We start from the raw sequence: 25,296 nt of genomic DNA on the forward strand, positions 1-25,296 counted from the left end.
CATATACGGACCTTGATTATCTATCAAAATGTAATCCATTACATATTTGATAACATTATAATATAGGGAAATATAAAGTCAAACTCTACCTGTTATACAACATTTTTTAACAAATAGGATGGAAAAAAGACATTAAAATAAAGAACCGAGATGAGTTTTCATACATTCTCGGTTCAAATCTTGCCACATCCATTTTATTTTTGGTCCCCAGCAAGGATATCAAGCCATTTTATATCCGCTTCTAAATGCAGTAATGCTCCTTCGATAAGCATTTTCATCGTATCATTTCCTGATTGCGTCATTTGTTTTTTTAAATGGGTTAAATGAAGGACATCCTTTATCATCGTTTCTTTTTGTTTCTTGATCATTGTTTGTTTCTCACCGTATGCTACATGATCAGCACAGAGAAACTTAAAATAAAATTCGTCTTTCAACAATGACCTTCCGACCGGTTTTTCCAACCAACTCCACAGTTCTTCTTTACCTGCTTGTGTTATCGTATAAAGCTTACGATCCTTTTGATCGTTTCCCGGAGACTCTACTAAAGCATCACGCTCCAACCGATCAAGAGTGGTATATACTTGGCCAGCATTGAGTGGCCACATTCCTTGAACAAGTTCTTCAAAGCCTGTTTTCAATTCATAGCCGTGTCTCGGTTTTTCATATAATAATGCAAGCATAGAATGTTTTACTGACATGGTAATCCCTGCTTATTCATAGTTTATCGCTTCTTTCACTGGTATATGTGATGCCGTTCTGCTCGGAAACCATGAAGCAAGAAGGGTAAACAATAATCCTCCTGCAATTGCTAAAAATAGGCTCATCCCGGGAACTGTAAAGCTCAGCAAGGCTTGGCCTTGAGCAGAATGGGCATTCAGGTAAATGACTAGTACACCATATAACGTTCCTATTATAATTCCGGTAATACCGATCATAAGTCCCTCGGCCATAATCATAACCTTTACCTGTGCTCTTGTAAAACCGAGCGCTCGCATTGTACCCAGCTCTTTTATCCGTTCCATCGTATTCATCAATAATGTATTACTAATACCGATTGCAGACAAGGCAATTATCAACAATAACAAGCCTTGCATTAATTCCTGCATTCCTGTTAAAGCTTGCTTCCCCTGTTCAATACTAACTGTAATTGGGTTAACATTTACGATCGAATCCTCAAAGGAACGCCAAAACTGTGTGAAAACGAGCGGAATTGTTTCTTCATCAGATGTATCAATAATCAGATGGAACTTCTCTGGCCAGTTTAAGTTAGTCGTCAATACACTGTCTTCTACAAATGCGACATAGTTCATATAATGAGAAGTTTGAACGGTTCCTTTGACAAAAAAGGTAACTGGACCGGAAGGGGTATTCAATGTTATATCTTTACCCAGCTCACCACCCCATTCTGTTAATGCTCTCTCTCCAACAAAAATTGCTGGATGCTCTCCCTGCTCTTCCGTTATTTGCGAAATGGCGAACAGCTCCGCATTCTGTGGTTCACCAGTATAACTAATAATAGAAAATTCTCGTAATTCACCTGTTTTGGTTTGCCATGTTATGTTGGGAATTTCTGCATAAGGGATAGTATCACTTACACCTTCTATCTTATTAACTTTTTCCAAATCTGCATCTATCCACGGTGACTCTTTTTCCACATGTATATCCCCACCAAAAGTGGCATGAATATCATCTTCTATTCCTTCAGGCAAAGATTCTAAAGCTGCACTCATAAATAAAGCGAGACTCACACCTATTGCTAGCATAGCAGATGTATTTACATTTCGATTTTCGAATTGCTTTACGGACCGGATAGCTTGCTCTCCTGCATATCGGAAAAACAGTTTGTATAGAGGTTGTAATAACCATTGAAATAGCTTCATCCAAATTGGATACAACAGTACTAAACCGACGAATAAGAGTAAGAATGTCCACGTATTATCAATCATTCCAATTCCTGTGCAGATAACACCCACTAGGATACGTATAAGCGACCCCTTTCCATTTTTATGACGATTAATGGTACTCTCTGATAATGCCTCTATAACAGACGTTTTACCCGCTTGATAAATAGGAAATATGACAGCAAGATAAGGAAAAGCGAGACCAACCATTCCTGAAATTATTATTGGTTTAATCAGCTCTAACTCATAGGTAATCGTTTGAGTAGCAATAGCAGACATAAACATCTCCTGGAGAAAAGAACCTAACCACACGCCTAGTGGTAATCCAAGTATTGAACCTATGACAGCAAGAACCCCAATTTCGTATGCTATCAACCGTCTAATGCTTCCATTCGTATATCCCAAACTTTTCATTACGGCAAATTCTTTCCTTCGTTCAACAATAGTTGTATAAAGCATGTTAAAAACAATAAATGCACTGATGAATATAGAAAGAATCGCAATAATATCAAACATGAAATAGAGACCTGCTACATCATTATTCTGTTGACTATCGACAACTACCGGCTGTACAAATAATTGTGAGCCTTCTAGGTTCGCTTGATAGGCTTCCAATAATTCTGTTTGTTTTTCCCCTTTTACTGAAAAACGGTAATTAGAGATTTGCCCTTCCATCCCCGTCCATTCTTGCAAAGTATCTAAAGGAACCATGACACGTGCATCACGAAAAGTCGATCCTTCTAATGTTTTGGGACTGTTCAGCATTGCTCCTTCATAAACAACTGCCGTCACTTCGACCTGCCCCATGTCCTTAAATGTTACTATATCCCCGACGCCTTTTCCCCATAGAGCAGCAGCGTTTTCCGTAATAATTAAACCTTCTTTAGTGACATCCCCTTCTTTAACAGGTAATTCAATTAGTTCATGATCATAACTCGAAACACCCGTAATTCTGACAGAAGCTTGTGCAATGTTCTCCGTCTCTACATTTATAAAACCTTGTTTAAGTAATGCTGCGACACCTTTTTCAACTTCCTCACGATCTGTTACCCACTCCACTTCACTCTCCGAGAAAAAACGCTGATTGCTCTTTATCCAATAATCAGCATCTCCTGCATATAGCTGCTCTTGTTCATCCATGATTTTAATCGTGGTTTCTTTCGCTATCAGCATACTGGTCATTACGGTAACACCTAATATCATGGCAATAAGCGTTAGGAAAAACCGTGTTTTATGCTGCGTAAGATTACGCCATGAAACGAGAAAGGAAAAACGCATATTCTTCATCCTCTCTTTGTACTTCTGCTTCAATCACCCCATCTTTAAATAACACAATTCGATCTGAATAACCTGCCGCAAACATATCATGTGTCACCATCACAATCGTTTGATTTCGCTCCTGATGAAGCTTAGCTAATAAGTCGAGAATTTCACTGGAGCGTTCTCGATCTAAATTTCCGGTCGGCTCATCTGCTAATAAAATCGCTGGTTTATGGATTAATGCTCTTGCGATTGCTACTCTTTGCTGTTGTCCTCCACTAAGCTCATTGGGAAAACGTTTCTCATATCCCTTCAGATCGACTGCTTCTAGAAGCTCGTTCACATCTTTTGTGGAAGTCTTCTTCCCATCTGCATGCAGTGGAAAAGCAATATTCTCGAATACTGTTAAAGTAGGCAATAATTGATAATTTTGAAAAACGAGACCTATCTTCTGACGCCGAAAAATAGTACGCTGTTTTTCAGATTGGGATGATAACTCATCTCCGTTTAACTGAATGGACCCTTCTGTTGGGGTATCCAACCCTGCCAATAAATGTAGCAGTGTCGTTTTTCCAGATCCACTTGGTCCTATAATCCCTACAAACTCCCCTTCTTTGACGGTGAACTCTACTCCTTTTAATACGGAAACCATCTCTTTTCCTGCCTTAAAATCCTTTGTTAAACCTATTGTTTTAATCAAACTTTTTCATCCTTTCGCTGGAAAAATCGTGTAAGACATCGACCAGATAAAATCAACGATAAATATTAACCCCCATAACATCGAAATACGATAGAGTGTCTCATTTGGATATGGCGTTTTCTCTAAGTCCTCCGTTCCAATCCAGGAAAAATCGGTAATATATTCGCTGAAATGTGTAAAATCCCCCAATCCATATAGCCAGAAGCCGGTTTGTACGATAACAAATATTAATAAATGAGCTATTGCACTATATCGATTTATTTTCGCAATATACTTTGGATCTTGTTGCTTTTTCATAATCGCCTTATCTTTTTCTGTTAGTAAATCAACACCTCTCCACTTTCCTACTTTTATTCGCATCCATCGATCAAGTTTTTTAAAATCGTTAATACCGAACGTACAAGCGTAAATAACAAATATAGTAATAACTATTTGGAATGTGGAGATTTCACCTGTTTCGTTATAGATCAAGAAGGCTAATCCAGCTTCTAGAATGAGTAAGAAGAGGAACAAAAATAAGAAGAATAAGCTATGTTTCCTCTTACCAAACAGATAACGCACCCCACCAAATAACAATAAGCAGGCAAGTGATAGTATTTCAGCGACAATAAAGATTTCCCATTGGTATTGGACAATAAAATTCAATTTTCCCACCCTTTTATATACTGAGTAAATATATATCGAGTATATACTTACTCAGTATATAAAGTCAATCTGTTTTTATGGCCGATTGTAAAATAGCCGAAAAAGTACTACATGTACTCTTTCGGCAATTTTTTAACTCCTTTATATTTTATCTCTTAGTTTTGAAACCCAACCTTCTATTAGATAATTCCGTTATGATACTCATTTTACTAATAGTCCTTGATTATTTCCAAATATTATTCGGGTGATTTTTAGAAAGAAATGGGGGGGATTCGGGGTTCTTACGGACACGATTTCAGATTTTTACGTATTTGTGTCCATAAGAATCAATCTTATGGACACATTTTGACTTATTTACTTTAAACTGTCTGTAAGACGCATTCTTATGGACAAAATTTCTCACATTTCCCTCATACTGTCCATAAGATCTGTTTTTACGGACACAATTTTGCATATGGACTCTAAACTGTCCGTAAAAAAACAAGATGCTAATACAACAGCTTATATTTCAAGTGTGTAACATTTGAACCATCTGTAACTTCTTGAGATTCTAACTTTATTTGTTCTGAGCCAATTTGATCAAACAAGCGAATACCTTTTCCCATTAGGATTGGCGCTACATGCAGATGCATTTCATCCAGAATACCGGCTTTTATACATTGCTGAGCAACACTTGCTGTTCCAATACTGACATTTTTACCATTTGCAGCTTCTTTCGCCTGTACAATAGCATCTTCAACTCCACTTGTGACAAAAGTAAAGCTTGTCTTATCTTCTACATAACGTTCCGGAGCTTCGTGTGTCACAATAAAAATAGGAACACCCTGAATCGGGTGACTGCCACCCCAACCATTAACAATATCAAAAGTTCTCCTCCCTACAACCATCGCCCCTGTCATGGGAACTGGACCATCAAAAATTTCCTTGTTTGTTGCAGAAAGCTTAAAAAATTCATTGTAACGACTGGATTGATCACCACTGAACAACCAGTTTTGAATCAATTCCCCTCCTTCTCCTAGCGGCTGTTTTTGGTTATCATTCACACCTGCGATAAAACCATCAAGTGACATAGAAATATCTAGAATTACTTTACCCATTCCATTTCTCCTTTCTATATACTTTAATAATATCTTACTGGATCTAACTAAGAGATCCTTATATCAGTTATGAGATCAGGTATGCCATTAGAAAAGTAATGATCTTCTCTTTCTAACACTCTAGTAATAGCTTGTGGAAATTCGTTCGCGTAGTGATGGATGTGCGTAACCGGCACTACCATATCATCCTTGCTGTGATACAAATATATATTGGATACGTGTGGAAGTTTTGATGTGAAATTCTCTGCTAGGGTAAACTCCTCAGCCTGCCAGTCCTCCTCTTTTCCCCAGTATGGTGATGCAATTAAGAACAAACTAGAGACAACAGGCTTTACATCCATTTCCGAAAGATATTTTAATAAAACCGCACCACCTAGCGAATGTCCAATCAGTATAACTTCATTGTCCAAGTTAGCGAATATGTTTGTTAATGCTGCTTTCCATCTGGCATACTCAGGACTTTCTGGATTAGGCATCTTAGGAGATAACAAATGATACGTATCACCAAGTAGAGCTTGTAAATATTCGATTAAATCACTGCTTCCTTGCTGAGGACCCTGTGGCCCTGCACTATGAACAAAAAGTATTTGTTTTTTCAACTGTTACATCTCCTATACTATAAATCTTGATAACCCGAATGATTTTGCTCCAATATTCGCTGCATTGCAAAAATCTGCCCTAAATGCATGGCCTCATGGAATAATCCAAGACTAGCAAACTCTTCAAAACGGTCGATCCCATCAAATGGTTCTATTAAACGTTCTTGCACCTGTTCAGATGACATATTCCCGATTCAATTTACTTGATCTTGTAAATCTAATATTAATTGGTCCATGCTTGGTACATTTTGACGCCAATCATTAGGTTTGGTACCTCTTCCAAACAACTTCTTATAATTATCTGGTAAGCTACTCTTACTTCGATGCGGGAAATTAGCAATTTCTTCTGCTATGACTAATACATGGCCAATCTGCCAATGAATCGTATTACGAAATCCAGGTGGCTGCAGATCAATCAAATCCTTCGCAATCGGTGAGATGGAATCAATAAACAACCCTCTCGTCAACTCATATTGATCCAATATTGTCATGTGCTTCCTCCTCCTTGGTTTAGTATTCAATCAAACATTAATGAGAGTATACCAAAGACTAACACAACACATTTCTTATTAATTGCTAGGGTTCTGCTCTCTTTATAAGTAAAAAAATCCGCTCACTTTTCATATGTGAACGGAGGTCATTAGCGATTTACAAAGTTACTCTTATTAACTATTATTTGAAAGTATTTCTGCCAACCGATCAGGATAATCTGTAAAAATGCCGTCAACTCCCCACCTTACCATTTGTACCATATCTTCTGCCGTATTGACTGTATAAGTATGAACGTGTAAATCTTCATGATGAATCTTTTGAACGAGCTCTTGATCAAGCTCTTGATAGGAAACACCTACTCCTGATGCATATTGTCGAATCTGATTGTAATTAGCGGACTTTGCTTCATCTTTATACAACAGTTGAATAAGCGGAATTGACTCATATTTTGCATGAATTTGTTCCAATGTCTCTGCACTAAAGGATTGAATGATGACTTTATTTTCTTCGATTAGGTGGTAGTCCTCTAACATGCTAAGAAATTTGTCAGTCATCACAGGATCTGGGTCTTTTATTTCGATATAATAATTGCTATGTAAACCGAAATTATCGAAAATCTCTTCTAAAGTGGGCACTTCTATTCCAACATAATAATCGTCTGCTTTTTCAGGATAAGCAATATTGAACCAAGTACCAGCATCTAATTTTTTCAGTTCAGTAAGAGACATATATTCAACTAAACCACTTCCATTTGTCGTACGGGAAACATCCTCATCATGCAACGCAACTAACTCTCCATCAGCTGTCATATGTATGTCAATCTCTAAATAATCAGCATTCATCTGTTGAGCAGACTGATAAGCAATTAATGTGTGTTCTGGTGCATAGCCGGATGCTCCACGATGGGCTATATTTAAAATTTTGTCAGAAGATAAAGAAATGGGTGATACACTATTAACATTCCTCACCTTTTCCTCAGCCTTCCATAAATATGTTCCTCCAATTATCACTATCACAACAAAAAGTACGATGAAGCTCCATTTCCAAGTTGTCTTCACAACATCACCTTCACTACTCTAAAAATGATTCTAACTAAAGATCCAGAAAGGTAAAAACACCCATTTATCATCCACAAAAAATACCATGATAATTCCTATGAGGACACCTATACTTAAAACTATTAAAATTTGAGCTTTATTTTTGATCCAACCGAACGTATAACCAACAGCCAATACGAGTGGTATAAACGTTAATCCTACTGTCAGTTGCCCTATAGAAAACCCCGCCAAGAAACTAAATATATAAATGCCAATTGCTGATACCCAGTAATAGTAACGTTTCCCGCTAACAGCTAAAACTACTGATAAAAGTGCTACAGTTAAGGAGGAATATGCGAGGATAGTATACAAGCGCTTCACCTCACCATCGTGTATTAACATTCCCTTTTTATTCTATACCAATATTGATACGCTTCTGTAAAGCCTAGCTTTTTGTATAGCTTTAAAGCTGGTATATTATGTAACATCACTTGTAGGTAAGCCTTTTCTGCACCGTGTTTCTTTCCCCAATTCAGAATCGAAGAAACGAGTTCTATACCATAGCCTTTGTTTCTATGCATTTTACTCGTAACAATATCATATAACCCTATCCACCCGCCTTCTAACACACCCATTCCACATGCGAGCGTTTCTTCCTTTTCGTTAGTCAAACGAACATAACAAACATCAGCATTAATATGGTTTAACATCTGTTTAAGCGTATGCTGGTCCGCAACTTTTATATGATTTAATTCACAAAACTCTGAAAACCATCTATCATTTAATTGATTATCAATACTAGCCTTGTTCGAGAAAATTGTCTCTTCTTCGTCTAGGGATAATAATTGAACGCTCGTTTCTCCAACAAGGCCATACCCTTTTCGTTCTAGAATGTTGTCTAATTCTTCCGGGAAAACGTGAGTTGTTAGTTTATAGATAACTTTTAATCCTTTCCTTTGGTATACTTTTTCACATTTCTCTATCTTTCGGTTAATATCTTCTTGTGAATGATATAACGGATTAATAGAGTTTGCTCTTTTGGCATAGCCATTGGAAAAACGTAATACCCATCCATCCAAAAGTTGCGTTTGCAGTGAGGGAAAAGCATTCATGGATAGCTCTTCGATTTTTCGAATATCTATATCACTACTCATTTATTGTTATCTCCCTTGATAATATGAATCAACTAAATGAATTGCGTATCGAATATTTTCGTGAGGATAAGAAAGATTCTTGAATTGATAAACTTCTATAGCGACTTCATGAAACAGATTCATGGTATTTTTAAGTGCTTTCCAAACATCTTCTTCATCGTAATGTGCATAGATTTGCTTGAATGGAGACACAAATTTAGTATCAGCCCATTCTTCAAAAAAACGATATCCGTGCCATGTGTTATACTCATTACCATTCTTTAATTTTGCTTGTATTCGAATGAAAGATATCAGCAAGTGCTTCATATAACTATCGACTATAGATTTCCCTTCTAACAACTCAGCTCTACGTAGTTTTTTAGCAGCTAGGACGGCGTGATACCAGAAATCGTGCACCATATTTTCTATTTCCTCTTCTGACATTTCTTTATTATTTTGCTTTATATTATTGTTTTTCAGGCGTGGTATGATATGATCCTTATCTAATAGTACTTTTGTTCCTTTGGAAAGAACACTTAAGACTTGATGGTGAGACTCCATCTCTGCAATTGCTGATATAGGAAAGCAAGCAAAGTCGACATCCAGTCCACCATCAAATAAAACTCTTCTTTCTATCCCTCCACCAACTGCTGTTTGTTCAAGGAAGGTAAGATAATACTTACCTATCTGAGCTAACCATTTGGTATGATGCAGTAATGAATTGGGATTTTCCGCAAATATAACGAGATCCAGATCTGCATATTGATCAGCTGGTTTTTCTTGCCTTGCTCTTGAGCCAACTATTATTGCTGCTCGGATATTTTGCTCTCTTTCAGCAAATGATTGAAATCTCTCCGTTATAATATCGTATGTCAAATTAACCAAACTCATCCACCTACCATCTTTCTGTATCATTTAGGTCTCGCTCAGTTATTACTGTTTGGCGTAGGGATATTTGTTAGAACTATAACCATTATTTTTTCTCTGTTGGTTCCGCTCCCCATTTATGTATATAAGTTCCCTCATATTTCAACATTCGATCGATTAATTTTTTGGATTCATTTTCTATTAAAATCAGTTCTTTATATGCAGGTTTCACAAATCCTTGCTCTATCATATGATCAAAAAGCGTCATAATCGGATCATAGTAATTATTGATGTTAAGCAATGCACATGGTTTCTTATGGTAACCGATTTGAGCCCATGTAAATACTTCAAACCATTCTTCTAACGTTCCTGTTCCACCTGGTAATGCAATAAATCCATCCGCATAATCTGCCATCATCGCTTTTCGCTCATGCATCGATTGCACTACATGTAGTTCAGTCAGTTTTTCATGGGCGATCTCCACATTTTTTAACTTTTCTGGAATGACACCGATCACATTACCGCCGTTCTCTAAAACACCATCGGCAACAGCTCCCATACAACCAACATTTGAACCGCCGTATACCAGATCAATACCGTTCGCTACTAATAGCTGTCCTAACTTCTTTGCCTCTTCTACATAAATCGGGTCAGTCCCCGTACTAGATCCACAATAAACTGCTAATCTTTTCATTACTATTACCTCACTCATTCATTATTGATTACTTCATATATTACTATATTAACCTATATTCCTACTTATGCCTAATAGAGAAAGAGCAATTATGACATTCCACTTGAAATCAGAAAGTTATTTCAAGCATTTCTTTCATATCCTCTAAAATATCTTTATGTGTGTCCACCGTGACAAGAGGATGATCAGAATTGTCGACTTGATCATAGTTGAATAGAATCGTTCCATCCTCCAAAATTTGAAACCCGTAATCTTCTTTTTGAATATTTGTACTATCACCTTCAAAAAAGCCAAACATATAGTAACTATCATGATTTTCTAGTATCCTGATTAGCTCATCATTATCAATTTTTTCTGCTTCTAGTCCTTCCACCTTCGATAACACTTGTTTGATCTTCTCCGTATCTTCTATCATCTTCGCTAGTTTATCTGAAGTAAAATTATTTTCCACCTTCTGCACATATAATGTATCGGCAAAATCCTTATTATCTATTTGAACCGTTTTTTCCTCAGTAGAACAAGCACATAATAGGCCAAAAAGAATGATTAGTATAAAAGATACCTTCTTCAATGTTGAATTGCTCCTTCCCTTGAATGTATATACAAATAAGACATTTTCTTGTACTTATCTTTATTTTTCTATATTAAAGGAGACGATTTCACTACATGTAAGGTTTCATTTATCCATATTAAATTAATGTTACAGTTTTATGTCTTTCACTTCTTAGTAGTCCTATCTTGATCTTATCACAAACTACTCCTATGGAAAAAAAGGGAAGTAGGTATAATAGATACGACTACCTATATGCAATCGATATTTAGAGAACTTAATTTAACTCAGGTATAGCTGTAGCACAAGAAAAAAACAGAGGGTGTCCCCTGTTTTTTTCTGATCCGTTCTCTTGTAAAATATTTATTGTAATGATAAAATTTGATTGAATAATCAAAATAAATATTGATTAATCAAAAAGGAGTGGTTTTATGGATCATGTAGAAGCATATAAAAGTCTCCCTGATTGGCTTCAACGCCTTCTTCCCTTTATAAGTATCGTGCTGTCGTTATTAGCTTTTTTCTATGTTTTCTACCGTTACACACAAGGAGATTTAGAATTTGTACATTGGCTGCGAATCATTATATTTTCTATCATTGGTACGGTGTTAGTCTTTTCTGCTGTCACATTCGTATTTAATAAAGAGGAAGCTTGGAAATTGTTCATTGGTGGATTAACTTTGATACCCGTACTCTTAATGCTCCAGCTTTTCTTGCTTATTTTACGAGTGATCCGAATAGTTCTGCAGTCCATTTTTCAAGGGAGTGTGCCCGAACCGATTAGAATGTTTATCGAGAATTATCCAAGTAAATTCGATATAATCATATTAGGCGTACTTTTTATTATTGGTGTTTTGTGGATAATCGATCAACTTAAAAAATTGAAAAAGTAATATGCAGGAGGAAAGAGAATGGAAAAGCAACCGTCTTTTATTACACAAGCGAGAAGAGAGCAAATTATCAAAGCAACCATTGAAGCTTTAGACGAAATTGGTTATAAAAAGATCAGTTTGGCCAAAATAGCCAAAAAAGCAAAGGTTAGTACAGGACTGATCTCTTATCATTTCTCTGATAAAGAAGATGTGTTAAACAATACACTTGTCTATTTATTAACAAATCAATATGACTTTATTAAAGAAAAAGTTGCTGAGCGCAAATCTGCATATGATCAACTTATTACTTTTATAGATGCCTCTTTGGCTTATCAAGGTACTCATCATGCTCACAATGTAGCATTAATCGAAATTATCTTTAATGCTCGCACACCAGACAATATACCTTACTACAAAGTTGCAGAGGATGAAGAAGATCCGTTATATGTACTATTACAAACAATATTACAATATGGTCAAGAAACAAGGGAATTTAGTACTTTTGATACGAAGAATGTCTCTATCATCATTCAAGGAGCTATTGCCGAAAGCATGCTTATCAATCAAGAAGACTTTAACTTGGAGACTTATAAAAATGAATTAATAACCATGGTGACGAAGATGGTCAAATAATTAAACATTTTCTCAAGAAAAAAGTCACACTATATGACGTTTTTTGGTAACTTGCCCACTCTTTTAACTTAACCTCTGCAAGTACTCCTTACCTCCGAACGAAATTAACTTAATGCATACAAAGCGGCTGTCCCCATATAATGGTGACAGTCGCTTCAATATCTAATCGTTTAGCCTTAATCATTAAGTTTTACCTATGTTAGTTCATTCATGAAGAACTAAACTTGTTGCCATTCTTTTTTAATAGAATCGTTTAAAGCTTGCAAAGTGCTTCTTCCAATAAGAATTATCTAGACTAGTAACAACAACTCCCTTGGAACTTGCATGAATAAACTTGTTATCTCCTAAATAGATTCCCATATGAGAAATACCAGATTTATAAGTTCCTTCAAAGAATACTAAGTCTCCTACTTTAGGGTTGTTTACATAATAGGAACGGTCATAGTATCCAGAACTGGAAAGGCGACGAATATCCATACCAGCTTCTTTATAAACATAATATATGTACCCACTACAATCAAATCCATTTGGCGTTGCTCCACCCCATGCATAACCGGTGCCTTCCAAACTTGTCGCAGCTTCAATAAGCTTATCGACATTGTATTCTACATCAACTGTTGACTTGTCACTAGAACTACTATTCTGGGAAGAAGAGTTACTACTTTTGGCTTCTCCGATGTTTAATTTTTGTCCGATATAGATTCTATCTGAACTTAAATTATTCCACTTCTTCAAATTAGCAACCGTCACACTGTGCTTTGCTCCAATATGAGAAAGCGTGTCACCAGATTTTACAACGTACACTGTAGTAGACCCTACACTTTGTTCTTTAGGTTTCGACTTAGAAGTAGAAGTGTTATTGTTCTTAGAACTGCTACTTGTATTACCAGGCTCTGAAACAACAAAAACATTTCCAGGGTAAATTAATGTAGTATCTAAATCATTCCATTTCATTAGATCATTAAGTGAAATATTATGTTTGGATGCAATCGCACTTAGCGTGTCTCCACTTTTCACGGTATACTTTTTAGCAGAATTCGATTGTTCTGTTTGGTTACTCTGATTGTCTTTATTTTTTGTACTACTACTTGAATTACTACTGGAAGATTTTTTGTTAGTTTGTAGAACTTGATTCGGATAAATGACATCTGAAGTGAGCTTATTGATGTCGATTAATGATTGAACATTGGTATCATATTTTTGTGCTATCTTCCATAATGAATCCCCGCTTTTGACTTTATAGGATGCAGCCTCTGCTTCATCTGCACCTACCATTGCTGCTGCAATCGCTGCACCTAAGGTAACCGACATAACCACTTTTTTATTTGCCAATTTCCATATCCTCCTATTTTCTATGAGTTGTGGCGTTGATTTAAAATAAAGTTCGATTGAAACACACTTATATTCATTTTATCGAAAACGTATAGTATGACTTTTATACTAACACACGTGACTTTATTTTAAATCTACTTGAGGATATTATATCTTTTTTTAGAAAAAATTGATAGATAAATAGAGAAATTATTAAAAAAATTGTTAAACTTTCCCGAAAAATAGGAGAAAACTAGAAATGAGCATAAAGACTCATGTAATTCCTTAAGTATGTGGCAACATTCTGAAATAATTCTATCTATTAATCAACATACAGTGTAGTTAACCCCTTTATTCTCATCCCACATTCCATGACTTCTGCGAATTTGCAAAATTTGTCCAATGTGATAGGCATTGTGTAAGTTTATGTAAGTAAGACTTTCTATATACCTTTTTATATATTCCTCGTCACATCGTTTCATTTCATCTAGCCAATCTTTCATTGTGTTAAATAATTTGTTTAATAGTTGTTCCCAACTCATTTCTTCTGCATTACTAAATGTTGTCTTATTATCTTTGATACTTACATGATCAGCTAAGCCCTTAAAGCGATTTAACTCTAGTAAATTATAAAAGTATAAGTGTTGCACAATCTCCATTATCGAATGGCTAGAATTTTCGCTTTTGTAAGAGGCTTGATAAGAACCAATCCCCTCTACCGCAGTCTTCAATGATACAAACCAAGTATCTCTATTATAACTAGCTTCAAATTGGTTCAAAATAAGTTCCTTTGTGTTCATTTTACTCACTCCTATGTTTATTTTACGCATATGATCAAATGTTAGTTCGTCCAACAAACTGGCGCAATAACCATTTAATGGTAATCACTAGTGTATTTTATGCTATACTAACATATACAGACAAAATATATTATGGGTGGATTAGATATATGAGAGAAGAATTGACAATCTATAATGAGAATCACAAGGAAATAGGTGTAGCAGATAGGGATGAAGTGCATAAGAACGGATACTGGCATGAAACCTTTCAATGCTGGTTCGTTGATAACCATGATGGCATAGATTATCTTTATTTGCAAAAACGTAGCAATGATAAGAAGGATTTCCCTAACCTTTTTGACATAACTGCCGCTGGCCATTTATTATCAACGGAAACTGTTGCAGATGGTATTAGAGAAATAAAAGAAGAACTTGGGATTGATGTAGATTGGAACCATTTACTATCATTAGGCGTTATCGAAGATCCCATTGAAACAAATAGCTTTTTGGACAGAGAATGGGCAAATGTCTTTCTATACCGTGTACAAGAAACCGATCAGTTTAGCTTGCAACAAGAAGAGGTTGCTGGGATTGTGAAAGCAAGGTTTCATGATTTCTATAATTTGTGCTTTGATCAGAAAAAGGAAATTAGAGTAGATGGCTGGGAAATAAATGAGCTCGGGGCGAGAACCGTCGTTAACAGAAAGATAAGTTTAAAAGATATTGTTCCCCATCGAAAAGCATATTTCCATCAAGTTATGAAACGGATTGCTGATACCATTAATAATTAGGGATAATCGAGGAGGAAAAAATGAAATTTGTCTTAATTTTGGGCTTGAAAAAATGGCACAACCTATGATTTTTTGACTGAGAAAAAGTAAAAAATTCCTCCAAGCATCCAGAATGGTTCCCAAAATACTAATCTCCAGAATGTCGCGTATGAATCTAGATCAAAATCTAGTACATGGATCGCGCTTAAAGAAATCGTAATAAAATTTAGTAAGCCATAGAGAAATAAGGCTATTCCAGCAATCTTTGTCATGTAGTAAAGGGTTTTGATTATTGTATGATTATTCCAGTTGACCAGCAGCATCAACAATAAAATCAAGCCAAGTAGTTTAATTACGCCGGTTAGCCATACTATTACAATAAACGAAGGTTCAGGGTTTAACGACATCTCATAAATAGATCCCCCCAAGGATCGAACGCCCTTTAAACCACCCATTGCCCAATAAAAGCTCATACCAGCAAAAAGAACTGTCCAGACGATTCCCAGAGATATTAACCAAAAATTCCTTTTCATATAGAAGGTGCTCCTTTCTATTTAGGAGAATTTAGTAAATTGATTCATATCCTAATGGTCTATCTATTTGAGCCTTATGACCGTTCACTATCTCCCGGACATCAATTGCCATATGTTCATTATTATTATTTAATATAACTTTGAAAAATTCTAAAAATGGGACAAAAAAGTCTTCTTTAATAGATTCTTTATTTACCGGGAAGTAATGCCCAACCACCCTGTTGCGACTGTATATTTGTTACCTCCATGTACTTTAGAACCTGTTTTATTCTATCCATAACGTCCTCCCATAACTGGCTATAAGTTTTGATCAATACAACTTCTGTGCGTAACTTTTTGCTAACCTAGCTTGAATAGATTCTACACTTGTCCCAGGCAGTTTCGCATGTTCATATATCATTTTAGCGGCAGATGGCAATAAGTCTTGATCCAGCCAGGAATCGGGATTCCACAAGCCTGATCGTTTAAATGCTTTTGCGCAATGAATATAACACTCTTCCACTTCTACTCCGATCCCAACAAGAGGTTTTTTCCCTCTTACCGCCATCTTCTCTAGCAAATCCTCGTCAGTTACTAACGTCGCTTTTCCATTCACTCTAAGTGTCTCCCCTAATCCCGGTATGAAAAAGATAAGACCCACCCTTGGGTTCGATAAAATATTACGCATGGTATCCATTCTTTTATTTCCAGGTCTTTCAGGGATGATTAACTTCTTTTCACTTAACACTTCAACAAAGCCTGTCTGGTCACCTCTTGGAGATACATCACAAAAACCAGACTCATCAGAACTAGATATAACCAAAAACGGAGAGTTAGCTATGAACTTTGAACAGTTCTGATCAAGTATGGAAATTACTTTATTATTTACTAATTCACTCGGATGACCGATAATAGACTCAAGTTGCTCTTCTGTTTCTATTACACGCTCAAATTCATAGTCTTCGTTATTCATGTATACACCTCTACATTTAATATGTTTATATTCCTTACTATTTTTCTGTACCACAAAAGTTATCGCATTAGATTTTAATAAAACAGGCTTCTCATTGAGTACAATCTGATATTCCAATGGTCTTGTCTCTTTCTATATAATACCAATAATTGGAGCAAAATGTGAAGTTACCTTATTTCAAACCGAATTCACTAAATCCTTTGAGTAAAAGGAAAGGATAACTTAAAATGAACTTATGACGAAGACTTCTTTTTAAATCACAAAATGAATACGATTACATTTAGGTGAGTAAATTTTCTAAAAAAGAAAGGGTTGGAATTCTATGTCCAAAAGTACCGTATGGCCAGCAGAATGGAAAAGATACAAAGATCGCTTTTCAGGAGTAACCATTACACAATTAACAGATTATACTGGTCACAGTCATCACCTCTATTTTACAGAAAACGGTTGGTACGATAATGGTAATAAGATATTGTTTTGCTCGGATCGAGAGAATAAAACCAACTTATTTAGCGTGAATGTATCCACTGGAGAGATTGTACAATTGACCGATCACGATACGACTTATGGTAGTTTACCCGCTTGCTTACATCCAAATGGACAATTCGCATTCTTCAGAAAAGAACATCAAATTATCGAAATTGATTTAATCACCTTGAAAGAAAGGGTGATTCATGAAGGAGATCCATCACTAGTTGGAGGTAATATTAACTGTACTGCAGATGGGAAATATATTATTACATGTCAACATGAAGATTTTAAAAACAAATTTCCAATTGATTTAAAAAATGGCTATGTAGGTCATCGTGAATTAATGGAAGCAAAGCCTTACTCGCAAATTATTCAAATAAAGATTGAAAATGGTGAGTCTACCATAGTATTTGATGATCATAACTTCATCACACATATCAATACTTCACCTACCCATCATAACCTTATCACATTCTGCCATGAAGGTCCGTGGCACCTTGTTGACCATCGAATATGGGGACTTAACTTGGAAACAAAAGAAGTATGGAAGATTCGTGAAAGAAAGGAAGCTCGTGAGATGGTTGGGCACGAATACTGGTATCCAGATGGGGAACATATCGGGTATCATGGATTTAGGGAAAATGGAACTGCTTTTTTCGGAAAAATACATTATAACAATACCGATATGGAAGAAGTAGAGTTTTCATTCCGCAATTGGCATGCACATTCTCATGGGTTTTCCAAGGTTGTAATAGATGGTAGATCACCGCTCGATAAGTTAATTGTCTGGGAACAGGTTGATGGTACGTTTTCCAATCCAAAAATATTATGTGAACATCGTTGCAGTTTCCATGTACAAAAGGTACATGCCCATCCACAATTTAACCCAGATGGCACGAAATTGTTGTTTACTAGTGATAAAAATGGCTACGGTAATCTGTATTTAATTGATTTGCCGGAGAATTTTGATCGTTTACCAGATTTTCATGCGAATAAATAGTGATTGGTTTTTGGCCAATAGATTCAAACTGCGAAACAAATGAACAGGGCTTCTCTTCCGAGGATATCCTTTGCTGTTCCGGGGATATATCCTTCTCTTCCAGGGATATATCCTTCTGTTCCGGGGATATAGTCGTTTATCCCCGGAAGAGAAGATCTTTTCCTTGGAAGAGAAGCCTTTTTCCTCGGAACAGACCATCTTTTCCCCGGAACAGAACGGTGTTTCCAGGTACTAGAGAAGTATACTTTGCAGTTTATCTATTTTATTCATCACTTTACACTTCATAAGAAAAACTGGGAAAACCAACCCAGTCCTGTCCAAAGTAGTTATTTTTAGGCGTAACAACCAATTCGGCTTGCCCACTAATAAGACAGGGACACACTTTAAAGGTCCCTGTTACATACTACAAAACCTTCATTCTTACCAACTAGATTTTTTCACACCTGGTATTTGTCCTTTATGAGCATAATCTCTAAAGGCAATACGTGACATGTTAAATTTGCGCATGTAACCTCTTGGTCTGCCAGTAACTTCGCAACGACTTTTTAAGCGAGTTGGAGAAGAGTCTCGTGGCAATTTACGCAATTCTTCATAATCACCCTTCTCTTTTAGCTCTCTTCTCAAGGCTGCATATTGTTCAACCATTTTCTGGCGTTTTTTCTCTTTTGCAATTTTAGACTTTTTAGCCATTTGAGCTTACTCCTTTCAATAATTAGCATTTATTCTCTATATCAAAATCAATTTAAATCGTAATGATTACGTCTTCTTTTGCATTATAGTACATTATATAAAAATGTAAATAGTAATGATTACGATTTATGTTTTGTGAGATATCGATCAGGAAGTCCGGAGTGTTTCCCTATCTATCTTCTATAAGAAAACTGGATCTGCAATAAGTCTCTCACTTATTGCAGATCCAGTTTCTGTTGGCCTTACTCTTCTAGAAAAGCTTCTTCAAAAATATCTGTTAAATATTCAAGTGTGATAGGATCACTATAGGTGGACGCGTCTTGGTCGATTTCGATTACTCGATTATTCTGAACGGCCGGAATATTATTCCATGTATCGCTTTCCATAAACTCGTTATCCTCGGATGTTTTTTTACTAACGACGATAAAATCACCCGCGTATTCTGGTAGAGCTTCTAATGACAATGTGTGGTATCCTTCTTCCAACGCATCTTCCCTTACTTTTTCTGGCATATTGAGATCCATAGCCTGATATAAGATTTCTGTACCTCGTGCCCAATTATCACCGAATACATAGAAATTTTTCGCATCCACTTCAAACACTGTTACTGTAACGTCTTCCCCATATTCTGCTTTGATCTCCTCACCGATTTTTGCTGTACGTCCTTTGAAATCATCAACCCATTCCTGAGCCTCTTCTTCCTTATTCAGTAATTTCCCAATTTCCACTTGTTGAGAAAGGTAATCAAGTTCCCCCCACGTGTATATGACGGTAGGGGCAATTTTCTTTAGTTCTTCTAGGTTTTCCATGTGAGATCCAGCAATGATGAGGTCTGGTTCTTGTGCCATAATAGTTTCTGGCTCATTTTCAGAAACAGTAGCGACATCTTCTAGGTCGTCTGCAAAAAGTGGGTTGGATTTTGTCCATTGGTCAACACCGACTAGCTTACCGTCCAGCGCATGTACATTAGGAGCATTTGTTACAGCAACGATTCGTTGTGGATCAGCAGGGATTTCGACTGGTCCAGTCTCTGATTCGTATGTAACCGTATCTGAAGATTCTCCATCTGTTGTAGATGATTGCGCTTGTTCACTTGAATCACTACCACATGCACTGATTACGAAAATACTAGAGGTTACAATAATCATAAAGAAAAAGTGTTTCATTTTCATGTTTCATGTTCCTTTCTATTAAAAAATAATATTATTTACTTCACATATAGATATTGTTTATTTTTTTCTTTGAAGCGGTCATTATGAGAAGACACAAGTGCTACTTTTTGTGCTTCGGGATCTAGGTAACGCTTCGCACCATTCACAGCATTTGCAGCATCTTGGAAAGCTCCAGCAATAAGGTGCAGCTTTCCATCATGTGAGAGGATATCTCCAGCGCCATATAAACCTGGAATATTCGATTCTCCCAGCACATTGCCTTTAATAAAATAATTATCTTTCAAATCCATTCGAAGGCCACTTTCGTTCATCAATTGATGGTTGCGATGATAGCCATGATTGACAAGAACTGCATCTACTGAAAGAATTTCCGTCTGTTTTGTTTGATTATGAAGTAATGTCACTTCCCTAATCTGATCATCACCTAGTAGTGCGGTTATTTCTGTATGGGTCCGATACTCAACGTTGTTTTTCGTTAATTTTGAAACGTCGGCCTCATGTCCCTTCAATTGGTCACCTCGATAGATTAGTAGAACTTTCTTTGCTATCGGAGCTAATTCATTAGCCCAGTCTACAGCCGATGGCCCACCACCTGATATCAAAATGGTTTTATTCTTAAAATCTTGAAGGGACTGTACACTATAAAACAAGTTACTATCTTCAAAAGTTGATGCATGATCAACATCGAGTTTGATTGGATCGATAATTCCTCCACCAACTGCCATTACCACTGTTTTGGAATAGTGTTTCTTTTGTTGGTCGGTTTCTAATTCAAATATTTGAGAATCTAGTTTGTTCATTTTTGTTATGGTCTGTTCGAGTTCAACTGTCGGATCAAAGGTAAGTCCTTGTTCTATCATTTGCTCGATTAACTTCGAACCTGTTACAGGTGTCATACCGCCGACATCCCAAATCATTTTTTGGGGATAAACATGAACTTTTCCTCCTAATCTATCTTGTGCTTCAATCACCTTCACCTTCATTTCACGTAATCCTGCATAAAAAGCGGCAAATAATCCAGCCGGGCCTCCACCAATAATCGTCACGTCATATAACTCTTTATTATCTTCCATTACCAATAGCACCTCTCTTTTTTTAATCTTTCGTTTTTGCCAACAAGTATAAGAAATATGGAGCTCCAATTACGGCGACAATAATACCTGCTGGAATTTCGGATGGCTGCATCATCCATCGCCCTAACGTATCCGCAACAAGCAGCAATAAGCCACCCACCATTGCCGAAATCGGAATAATATATTCGTGTTTATCCCCAACTAACCGTCGCGTAAGATGGGGGGCTATTAAACCAACAAAACCGATACCACCACTTACTGAAACACAAGCTGCAGCGACAATAACTGCTAATATTAACAGGATCCGCCTCTCCTTCTCCATATGTGCACCTAAACCGATCGCTGTTTCATCGCCAAGCGTTAGGATATTAAGAACAGAAGATTTAGAATAGATGAATGGAAGAAATACAAGTAACCACGGCAATAATGCAAGGACAAATTTCCAATTCGAACCCCAGATACTACCTGCTATCCATGTCGCTAAAAATTGATAGTTATCCGGATCGAGTCTTAATGTCAAGACAATCATTAATGCATCAATCCCGGCCGCAATGGCGATACCGGTAAGCACAAGACGAATCGGAGAAATTCCTTCATGACGTTTATAGGACAAGATGTAAATGATTAGTGCCGCTCCTCCAGCGCCAATAAACGCGATGATCGGCATCACAAAAACCGGTGCGTCTGATACAGTTGCAAAAAAGGAAATGAATAGCATCACTGCTAGTCCTGCTCCTGCATTAATTCCGATGATGCCAGGTTCCGCTAATGGATTGCGAACAATCCCTTGTAATACCGCCCCGGATACCGCCAAACCCATGCCTACTAAAATAGCGATAACCATACGCGGTAAGCGAAAATCAAATAAGATTAACGATTGCTGTTCTGTACCTTGACCGAATAGAGTGATAAGTTTTTCTTGAGGTGATAATCGGATATGACCCGTATTTAAACTAATAAAGAAACAGACACTGATCAGGATAAAAAGGAGCAAAGCAGTTAATTTTACCTGTCTTTCTTTTTTTAGTTGACTCGTTGTTTTCCATTGTTTGTTCGTCATACGTTTCCTCCCCCTTTTCTCGCTAAATACAAGAAGAAAGGTACACCTAAAAGTGCGATTAAGGCACCAATTGGTGTTTCATAAGGAGGATTGATGATTCTTGCTGTTAAATCAGCCAATACAACCAGTAATGCTCCTAACATTGCTGATGCAGGAATAATCCAGCGGTAATCATGCCCTACTAAACGACGAGCGAGGTGAGGTACAATCAATCCAACAAAGCTAACAGCCCCAACTACTGAAACAGCCGCTCCTGCTAAAACTAAAATAATAACGGCACTTAATAACTTGACTCGACCCATTCTCCCGCCAAGACCAATTGCCACTTCTTCTCCTAGACTAAGGATCGTAATCGACCGTGATAAAGCAATTGCCCCTAGTAGCGCTATACATAACCATGGTGTGACTACTTTTAATTGCCCCCAGGTCGTACCTGATACACCCCCGGCATACCAGAAAGCTAAATCCTGGCCAATTTCGAAATAGAGTGCTATTCCTTCGCTTAATGCCCCTAACAAGGCGCTAACAGCGGCTCCTGCTAATACTAAGCGAATGGGTGTTAACCCATTTTCCGACAAAGAACCAACACCATAGACAATCCCTGCTCCTAATGCCGCTCCTAAAAAGGAGAATACGATGACGTAGGAATAGGATAAGCCCGGAAAAAAAGCAAAGCATAAAGCCAACATAAAAGCAGCTCCCGCATTTAATCCAAGCAAACCAGAGTCAGCTAATGGATTTCGTGTCATTCCTTGCATCAATGCACCAGACACTGCAAAACAACTGCCAACAATTGCTGCTCCAATAACCCGAGGTATTCTCAGCTCCCAAATAATTTGATGATCCACTGAATTAGGGTTGAAATGAAATATCGTCCCCCAAACTGTTTTAAAGTCAATATCGGCCGCTCCTAGTGATATCGACAGTGCGAGTGAAAACATGAGTAACACTGTTCCAGCAGTTAAGATTAATATTCCAACTGTCGGACGAGCCGTATCTTTCACTTTCTGTAATTGTTCTTTTTCGTTCATTTGTTCCTTTGACCATTCCATCTATTAATAATTCCTTTCTTTCACACCCAGAGAAATAATTAATACTATCTAACTTTACAACCAGCACTATGTTCACATAGCTGATAGGATAAACAGACCGGGTTGGCACTGTGCGGACATGAGATTAGTTCTGCATCAATCTGAAAAACTCTTCTTAAGTAATCGCAAGTCATCACTTCATTTGGTGTTCCTTCTGTTACAATTGCTCCATCGCGCATCGCTATCATATAATCAGAAAAACGTGATGCGTGATTTAAGTCATGGAGAACCATAATAATGGTACGACCTTCTTCTTTGTTTAAACGCTGTAATAATAATAAAATATCTAATTGATGTGCTAAGTCTAAATAGGTAGTGGGTTCATCAAGCACCAGAATATCTGTCCCTTGCGCCAATGCCATTGCAATCCACACTCTTTGTCTCTGTCCTCCAGATAAAGCATTAGCTGGTTGGTCTCGTAAATCATTCAAACCGGTTACATCCAGTGCCCAATTAATATATTCATAATCATGTTTGGATAATCTTCCCATCCGCTTACGATGAGGAAAACGTCCATAAGACACCAGTTCAAATACGGTTAGTCCACTAGGCGCTTGAGCTGTTTGGGGTAAAACCGCCATTCGTTTGGCAACCTCTTTCGTATCTAATGTGTGGATCGCTTTACCCTCAAGGAAAACAGCTCCCTCTTTTGCTTGCAACACACGTACAATGGTCTTTAACAATGTAGATTTACCACATCCATTAGGTCCGACAATAGTAGTGATCTTGTGTTTAGGCATAGAAACACTTAGATCTTTAATAATTAAGTCATTGGAATAACCTACACTGACTTTGTTGACATCTAAAGCATCCATGTAATATCTCCTCACTTTTCACTAGATTGAAAGAAATCCACCAGTAAATCTAATTGATAGTCCAGTGCGATAACATCTTGAAAATAGAACGAGTCTAGGTCATATTCATAGACCTTTCCTTCTTTAACTGCAGGTAATTCCGTCCATAGTTTGCTAGATTGGACCTCTGCTTTTCTGTCTGATCCCTGCTCTCGCACACCCATCAAAATATAATCCGCTTCACCTAAATACTCTGGTATTGTTTCTTGAGAAATACTTGCCCACCCCTCAGCTTCTGTTACTTCTTCTACCTTCTGCGGTTGTTCTAACCCTAATTGGTTATATAAAATTTCTCCTCCCCGTCCGTACGTTTTACCGAATAAGTATAAATCTTTATCTGTAACTTCAATGATTGCTACCTTCGCGTCTTGTTCTAAAATGTTTGAAAGTTGTTCTTTCTTTTCCTTCACTTTTTCCTGATACTGTTCTAAACGTTGTTCGGCTTCTTGCTCTTTATTTAATATGTTGCCGATTTCAAGTAGGCGTTCTTCATAATCAAGAGTTCCGTATGGAAGTAAAACCGTTGGAGCGATTTTGGACAATTGTTCGTATGAATCTTCTGCATATGTAATAATCAAATCTGGATTTAAACTCGTGATTTTTTCTAACGAAATTGCTGTATCCTCTCCGACACTCTCTACCCCATCTAACCGATCCTGATAATAAGGTGCATCAAAAACCATTGTTTCCGATATTCCTACAGGTTTAACTCCAGCAGCTAATACATCGCCAACATAATCTCTGACAGCAACAACTACTCTTGAAGGTTCGAGTGGTATCTCCACGTTTCCTTTTTCACTCTCGTAATACCTGACACTGCCATCCTTGCTATCTTCTTCATTGATAGCTGAGTCTGCTTGATTCGAGCTACATGCGCTTAGTAAAACCATAAGCAACAAACACAACATTGCGAGACTATAATTATTCCATTTATTCACCGTTTCTCCTCCAATTAATATTGATAATCATTATCAATTAAAGAGTATAAACTAATCCCTTGTTAAATACAACCCTAGATTAAAAGGTTCTTTGTCAAATGTGGTGGTGTAGTTTTATCTAC

General features: G+C 37.0%; 29 protein-coding genes. 4 read left to right on the forward strand and 25 right to left on the reverse strand.

Translation table 11 applies throughout. The features are described 5' to 3' along the window. Nucleotides 1-194: 194 nt before the first annotated feature. The 14 genes from GH715_RS11385 to GH715_RS11450 form a co-directional block, all read right to left on the reverse strand. Nucleotides 195-698 carry a PadR family transcriptional regulator gene (locus GH715_RS11385; protein ID WP_153835553.1) on the reverse strand — a complete coding sequence of 168 codons (504 nt, stop codon included), beginning with the start codon at nucleotides 696-698 and terminating at the stop codon, nucleotides 195-197. Nucleotides 699-710: 12 nt separating this feature from the next. Continuing rightward, nucleotides 711-3,179 carry an ABC transporter permease gene (locus GH715_RS11390; RefSeq protein WP_163578614.1) on the reverse strand — a complete coding sequence of 823 codons (2,469 nt, stop codon included), beginning with the start codon at nucleotides 3,177-3,179 and terminating at the stop codon, nucleotides 711-713. Then, the gene (locus tag GH715_RS11395) at nucleotides 3,148-3,861 is read right to left on the reverse strand and encodes an ABC transporter ATP-binding protein (RefSeq protein WP_153835551.1); all 714 of its coding nucleotides are present in this window, start codon (nucleotides 3,859-3,861) and stop codon (nucleotides 3,148-3,150) included. Before GH715_RS11395 ends, GH715_RS11390 begins: the two co-directional genes overlap by 32 nt. Nucleotides 3,862-3,867: 6 nt before the next feature. Next, on the reverse strand, nucleotides 3,868-4,506 hold the full coding sequence (locus GH715_RS11400; RefSeq protein WP_163578615.1) for a hypothetical protein: 639 nt from the start codon (nucleotides 4,504-4,506) through the stop codon (nucleotides 3,868-3,870). Nucleotides 4,507-4,994: 488 nt separating this feature from the next. Continuing rightward, the gene (locus tag GH715_RS11405) at nucleotides 4,995-5,603 is read right to left on the reverse strand and encodes a dihydrofolate reductase family protein (RefSeq protein WP_153835550.1); all 609 of its coding nucleotides are present in this window, start codon (nucleotides 5,601-5,603) and stop codon (nucleotides 4,995-4,997) included. 47 nt (nucleotides 5,604-5,650) lie between these two features. After that, on the reverse strand, nucleotides 5,651-6,202 hold the full coding sequence (locus GH715_RS11410; RefSeq protein ID WP_153835549.1) for an alpha/beta fold hydrolase: 552 nt from the start codon (nucleotides 6,200-6,202) through the stop codon (nucleotides 5,651-5,653). Between the two features lie 17 nt (nucleotides 6,203-6,219). Then, nucleotides 6,220-6,387 (reverse strand): hypothetical protein, encoded by a 168-nt coding sequence (locus GH715_RS11415; RefSeq protein WP_153835548.1) that lies wholly within the window; start codon nucleotides 6,385-6,387, stop codon nucleotides 6,220-6,222. Nucleotides 6,388-6,396: 9 nt separating this feature from the next. Beyond that, nucleotides 6,397-6,693: a DinB family protein gene (locus tag GH715_RS11420; RefSeq protein WP_153835547.1), complete on the reverse strand. Its 297-nt coding sequence runs from the start codon at nucleotides 6,691-6,693 to the stop codon at nucleotides 6,397-6,399. Nucleotides 6,694-6,867: 174 nt separating this feature from the next. Then, nucleotides 6,868-7,704 carry a glycerophosphodiester phosphodiesterase gene (locus tag GH715_RS11425; protein WP_420842027.1) on the reverse strand — a complete coding sequence of 279 codons (837 nt, stop codon included), beginning with the start codon at nucleotides 7,702-7,704 and terminating at the stop codon, nucleotides 6,868-6,870. A 78-nt stretch (nucleotides 7,705-7,782) separates the two neighbouring features. After that, nucleotides 7,783-8,133, reverse strand: a complete 351-nt coding sequence (locus GH715_RS11430) for a hypothetical protein (protein WP_240469383.1) — start codon at nucleotides 8,131-8,133, stop codon at nucleotides 7,783-7,785. Next, nucleotides 8,127-8,885 carry a GNAT family N-acetyltransferase gene (locus GH715_RS11435; protein WP_153835545.1) on the reverse strand — a complete coding sequence of 253 codons (759 nt, stop codon included), beginning with the start codon at nucleotides 8,883-8,885 and terminating at the stop codon, nucleotides 8,127-8,129. The genes GH715_RS11430 and GH715_RS11435 overlap by 7 nt, the downstream gene beginning before the upstream one ends. 6 nt (nucleotides 8,886-8,891) lie before the next feature. After that, entirely contained in the window at nucleotides 8,892-9,749 is an 858-nt protein-coding gene (locus GH715_RS11440) for an aminoglycoside 6-adenylyltransferase (protein ID WP_153835544.1), read from the reverse strand. Between the two features lie 88 nt (nucleotides 9,750-9,837). After that, nucleotides 9,838-10,425 carry an LOG family protein gene (locus GH715_RS11445; protein ID WP_153835543.1) on the reverse strand — a complete coding sequence of 196 codons (588 nt, stop codon included), beginning with the start codon at nucleotides 10,423-10,425 and terminating at the stop codon, nucleotides 9,838-9,840. 109 nt (nucleotides 10,426-10,534) lie between these two features. Further along, nucleotides 10,535-10,996, reverse strand: a complete 462-nt coding sequence (locus GH715_RS11450; RefSeq protein WP_153835542.1) for a hypothetical protein — start codon at nucleotides 10,994-10,996, stop codon at nucleotides 10,535-10,537. A gap of 410 nt (nucleotides 10,997-11,406) precedes the next feature. Between GH715_RS11450 and GH715_RS11455 the strand changes: the two genes are divergently transcribed. Next, nucleotides 11,407-11,868 (forward strand): hypothetical protein, encoded by a 462-nt coding sequence (locus GH715_RS11455; RefSeq protein ID WP_153835541.1) that lies wholly within the window; start codon nucleotides 11,407-11,409, stop codon nucleotides 11,866-11,868. 18 nt (nucleotides 11,869-11,886) lie between these two features. Further along, entirely contained in the window at nucleotides 11,887-12,480 is a 594-nt protein-coding gene (locus GH715_RS11460; RefSeq protein ID WP_153835540.1) for a TetR/AcrR family transcriptional regulator, read from the forward strand. Between the two features lie 240 nt (nucleotides 12,481-12,720). On the opposite strand, the gene GH715_RS11465 is transcribed toward GH715_RS11460, so the two are convergent. Together GH715_RS11465 and GH715_RS11470 are read right to left on the reverse strand one after the other, a co-directional pair. Beyond that, nucleotides 12,721-13,812: a C40 family peptidase gene (locus GH715_RS11465; RefSeq protein WP_153835539.1), complete on the reverse strand. Its 1,092-nt coding sequence runs from the start codon at nucleotides 13,810-13,812 to the stop codon at nucleotides 12,721-12,723. Between the two features lie 305 nt (nucleotides 13,813-14,117). Further along, nucleotides 14,118-14,591: a DinB family protein gene (locus tag GH715_RS11470; RefSeq protein WP_163578618.1), complete on the reverse strand. Its 474-nt coding sequence runs from the start codon at nucleotides 14,589-14,591 to the stop codon at nucleotides 14,118-14,120. A gap of 149 nt (nucleotides 14,592-14,740) precedes the next feature. Between GH715_RS11470 and GH715_RS11475 the strand changes: the two genes are divergently transcribed. After that, nucleotides 14,741-15,361, forward strand: coding sequence for an NUDIX hydrolase (locus tag GH715_RS11475; protein ID WP_153835537.1), 621 nt, complete (start codon nucleotides 14,741-14,743; stop codon nucleotides 15,359-15,361). 62 nt (nucleotides 15,362-15,423) lie between these two features. On the opposite strand, the gene GH715_RS11480 is transcribed toward GH715_RS11475, so the two are convergent. Both GH715_RS11480 and GH715_RS11485 read right to left on the reverse strand, forming a co-directional pair. After that, on the reverse strand, nucleotides 15,424-15,873 hold the full coding sequence (locus tag GH715_RS11480) for a DUF3995 domain-containing protein (protein WP_153835536.1): 450 nt from the start codon (nucleotides 15,871-15,873) through the stop codon (nucleotides 15,424-15,426). Nucleotides 15,874-16,183: 310 nt separating this feature from the next. Beyond that, a complete protein-coding gene (locus tag GH715_RS11485; RefSeq protein ID WP_153835535.1) occupies nucleotides 16,184-16,825 on the reverse strand; it encodes a pyridoxamine 5'-phosphate oxidase family protein in 642 nt (213 codons plus the stop codon). A 322-nt stretch (nucleotides 16,826-17,147) separates the two neighbouring features. On the opposite strand from GH715_RS11485, the gene GH715_RS11490 reads away from it, so the two are divergent. Next, nucleotides 17,148-18,296, forward strand: a complete 1,149-nt coding sequence (locus GH715_RS11490; protein WP_153835534.1) for an oligogalacturonate lyase family protein — start codon at nucleotides 17,148-17,150, stop codon at nucleotides 18,294-18,296. Nucleotides 18,297-18,716: 420 nt separating this feature from the next. Here the strand turns inward: GH715_RS11490 and rpsN are convergent, their stop codons facing one another. The 7 genes from rpsN to GH715_RS11525 form a co-directional block, all read right to left on the reverse strand. Then, entirely contained in the window at nucleotides 18,717-18,986 is a 270-nt protein-coding gene (rpsN, locus tag GH715_RS11495; protein ID WP_153835533.1) for a 30S ribosomal protein S14, read from the reverse strand. 242 nt (nucleotides 18,987-19,228) lie between these two features. Next, nucleotides 19,229-20,152: an iron-hydroxamate ABC transporter substrate-binding protein gene (locus GH715_RS11500; protein WP_153835593.1), complete on the reverse strand. Its 924-nt coding sequence runs from the start codon at nucleotides 20,150-20,152 to the stop codon at nucleotides 19,229-19,231. Between the two features lie 41 nt (nucleotides 20,153-20,193). Next, nucleotides 20,194-21,231: an NAD(P)/FAD-dependent oxidoreductase gene (locus tag GH715_RS11505; protein ID WP_153835532.1), complete on the reverse strand. Its 1,038-nt coding sequence runs from the start codon at nucleotides 21,229-21,231 to the stop codon at nucleotides 20,194-20,196. Nucleotides 21,232-21,253: 22 nt separating this feature from the next. Next, nucleotides 21,254-22,291 carry a FecCD family ABC transporter permease gene (locus GH715_RS11510; protein ID WP_153835531.1) on the reverse strand — a complete coding sequence of 346 codons (1,038 nt, stop codon included), beginning with the start codon at nucleotides 22,289-22,291 and terminating at the stop codon, nucleotides 21,254-21,256. Beyond that, nucleotides 22,288-23,322, reverse strand: a complete 1,035-nt coding sequence (locus GH715_RS11515; RefSeq protein ID WP_228760304.1) for a FecCD family ABC transporter permease — start codon at nucleotides 23,320-23,322, stop codon at nucleotides 22,288-22,290. Before GH715_RS11515 ends, GH715_RS11510 begins: the two co-directional genes overlap by 4 nt. Nucleotides 23,323-23,387: 65 nt before the next feature. Next, on the reverse strand, nucleotides 23,388-24,197 hold the full coding sequence (locus GH715_RS11520) for an ABC transporter ATP-binding protein (RefSeq protein ID WP_153835529.1): 810 nt from the start codon (nucleotides 24,195-24,197) through the stop codon (nucleotides 23,388-23,390). An 11-nt stretch (nucleotides 24,198-24,208) separates the two neighbouring features. Then, nucleotides 24,209-25,174 (reverse strand): ABC transporter substrate-binding protein, encoded by a 966-nt coding sequence (locus tag GH715_RS11525; protein WP_163578619.1) that lies wholly within the window; start codon nucleotides 25,172-25,174, stop codon nucleotides 24,209-24,211. Nucleotides 25,175-25,296: the final 122 nt, after the last annotated feature.

Source organism: Gracilibacillus thailandensis, from assembly GCF_010994055.1.
Classification (GTDB): domain Bacteria; phylum Bacillota; class Bacilli; order Bacillales; family Amphibacillaceae; genus Gracilibacillus; species Gracilibacillus lacisalsi.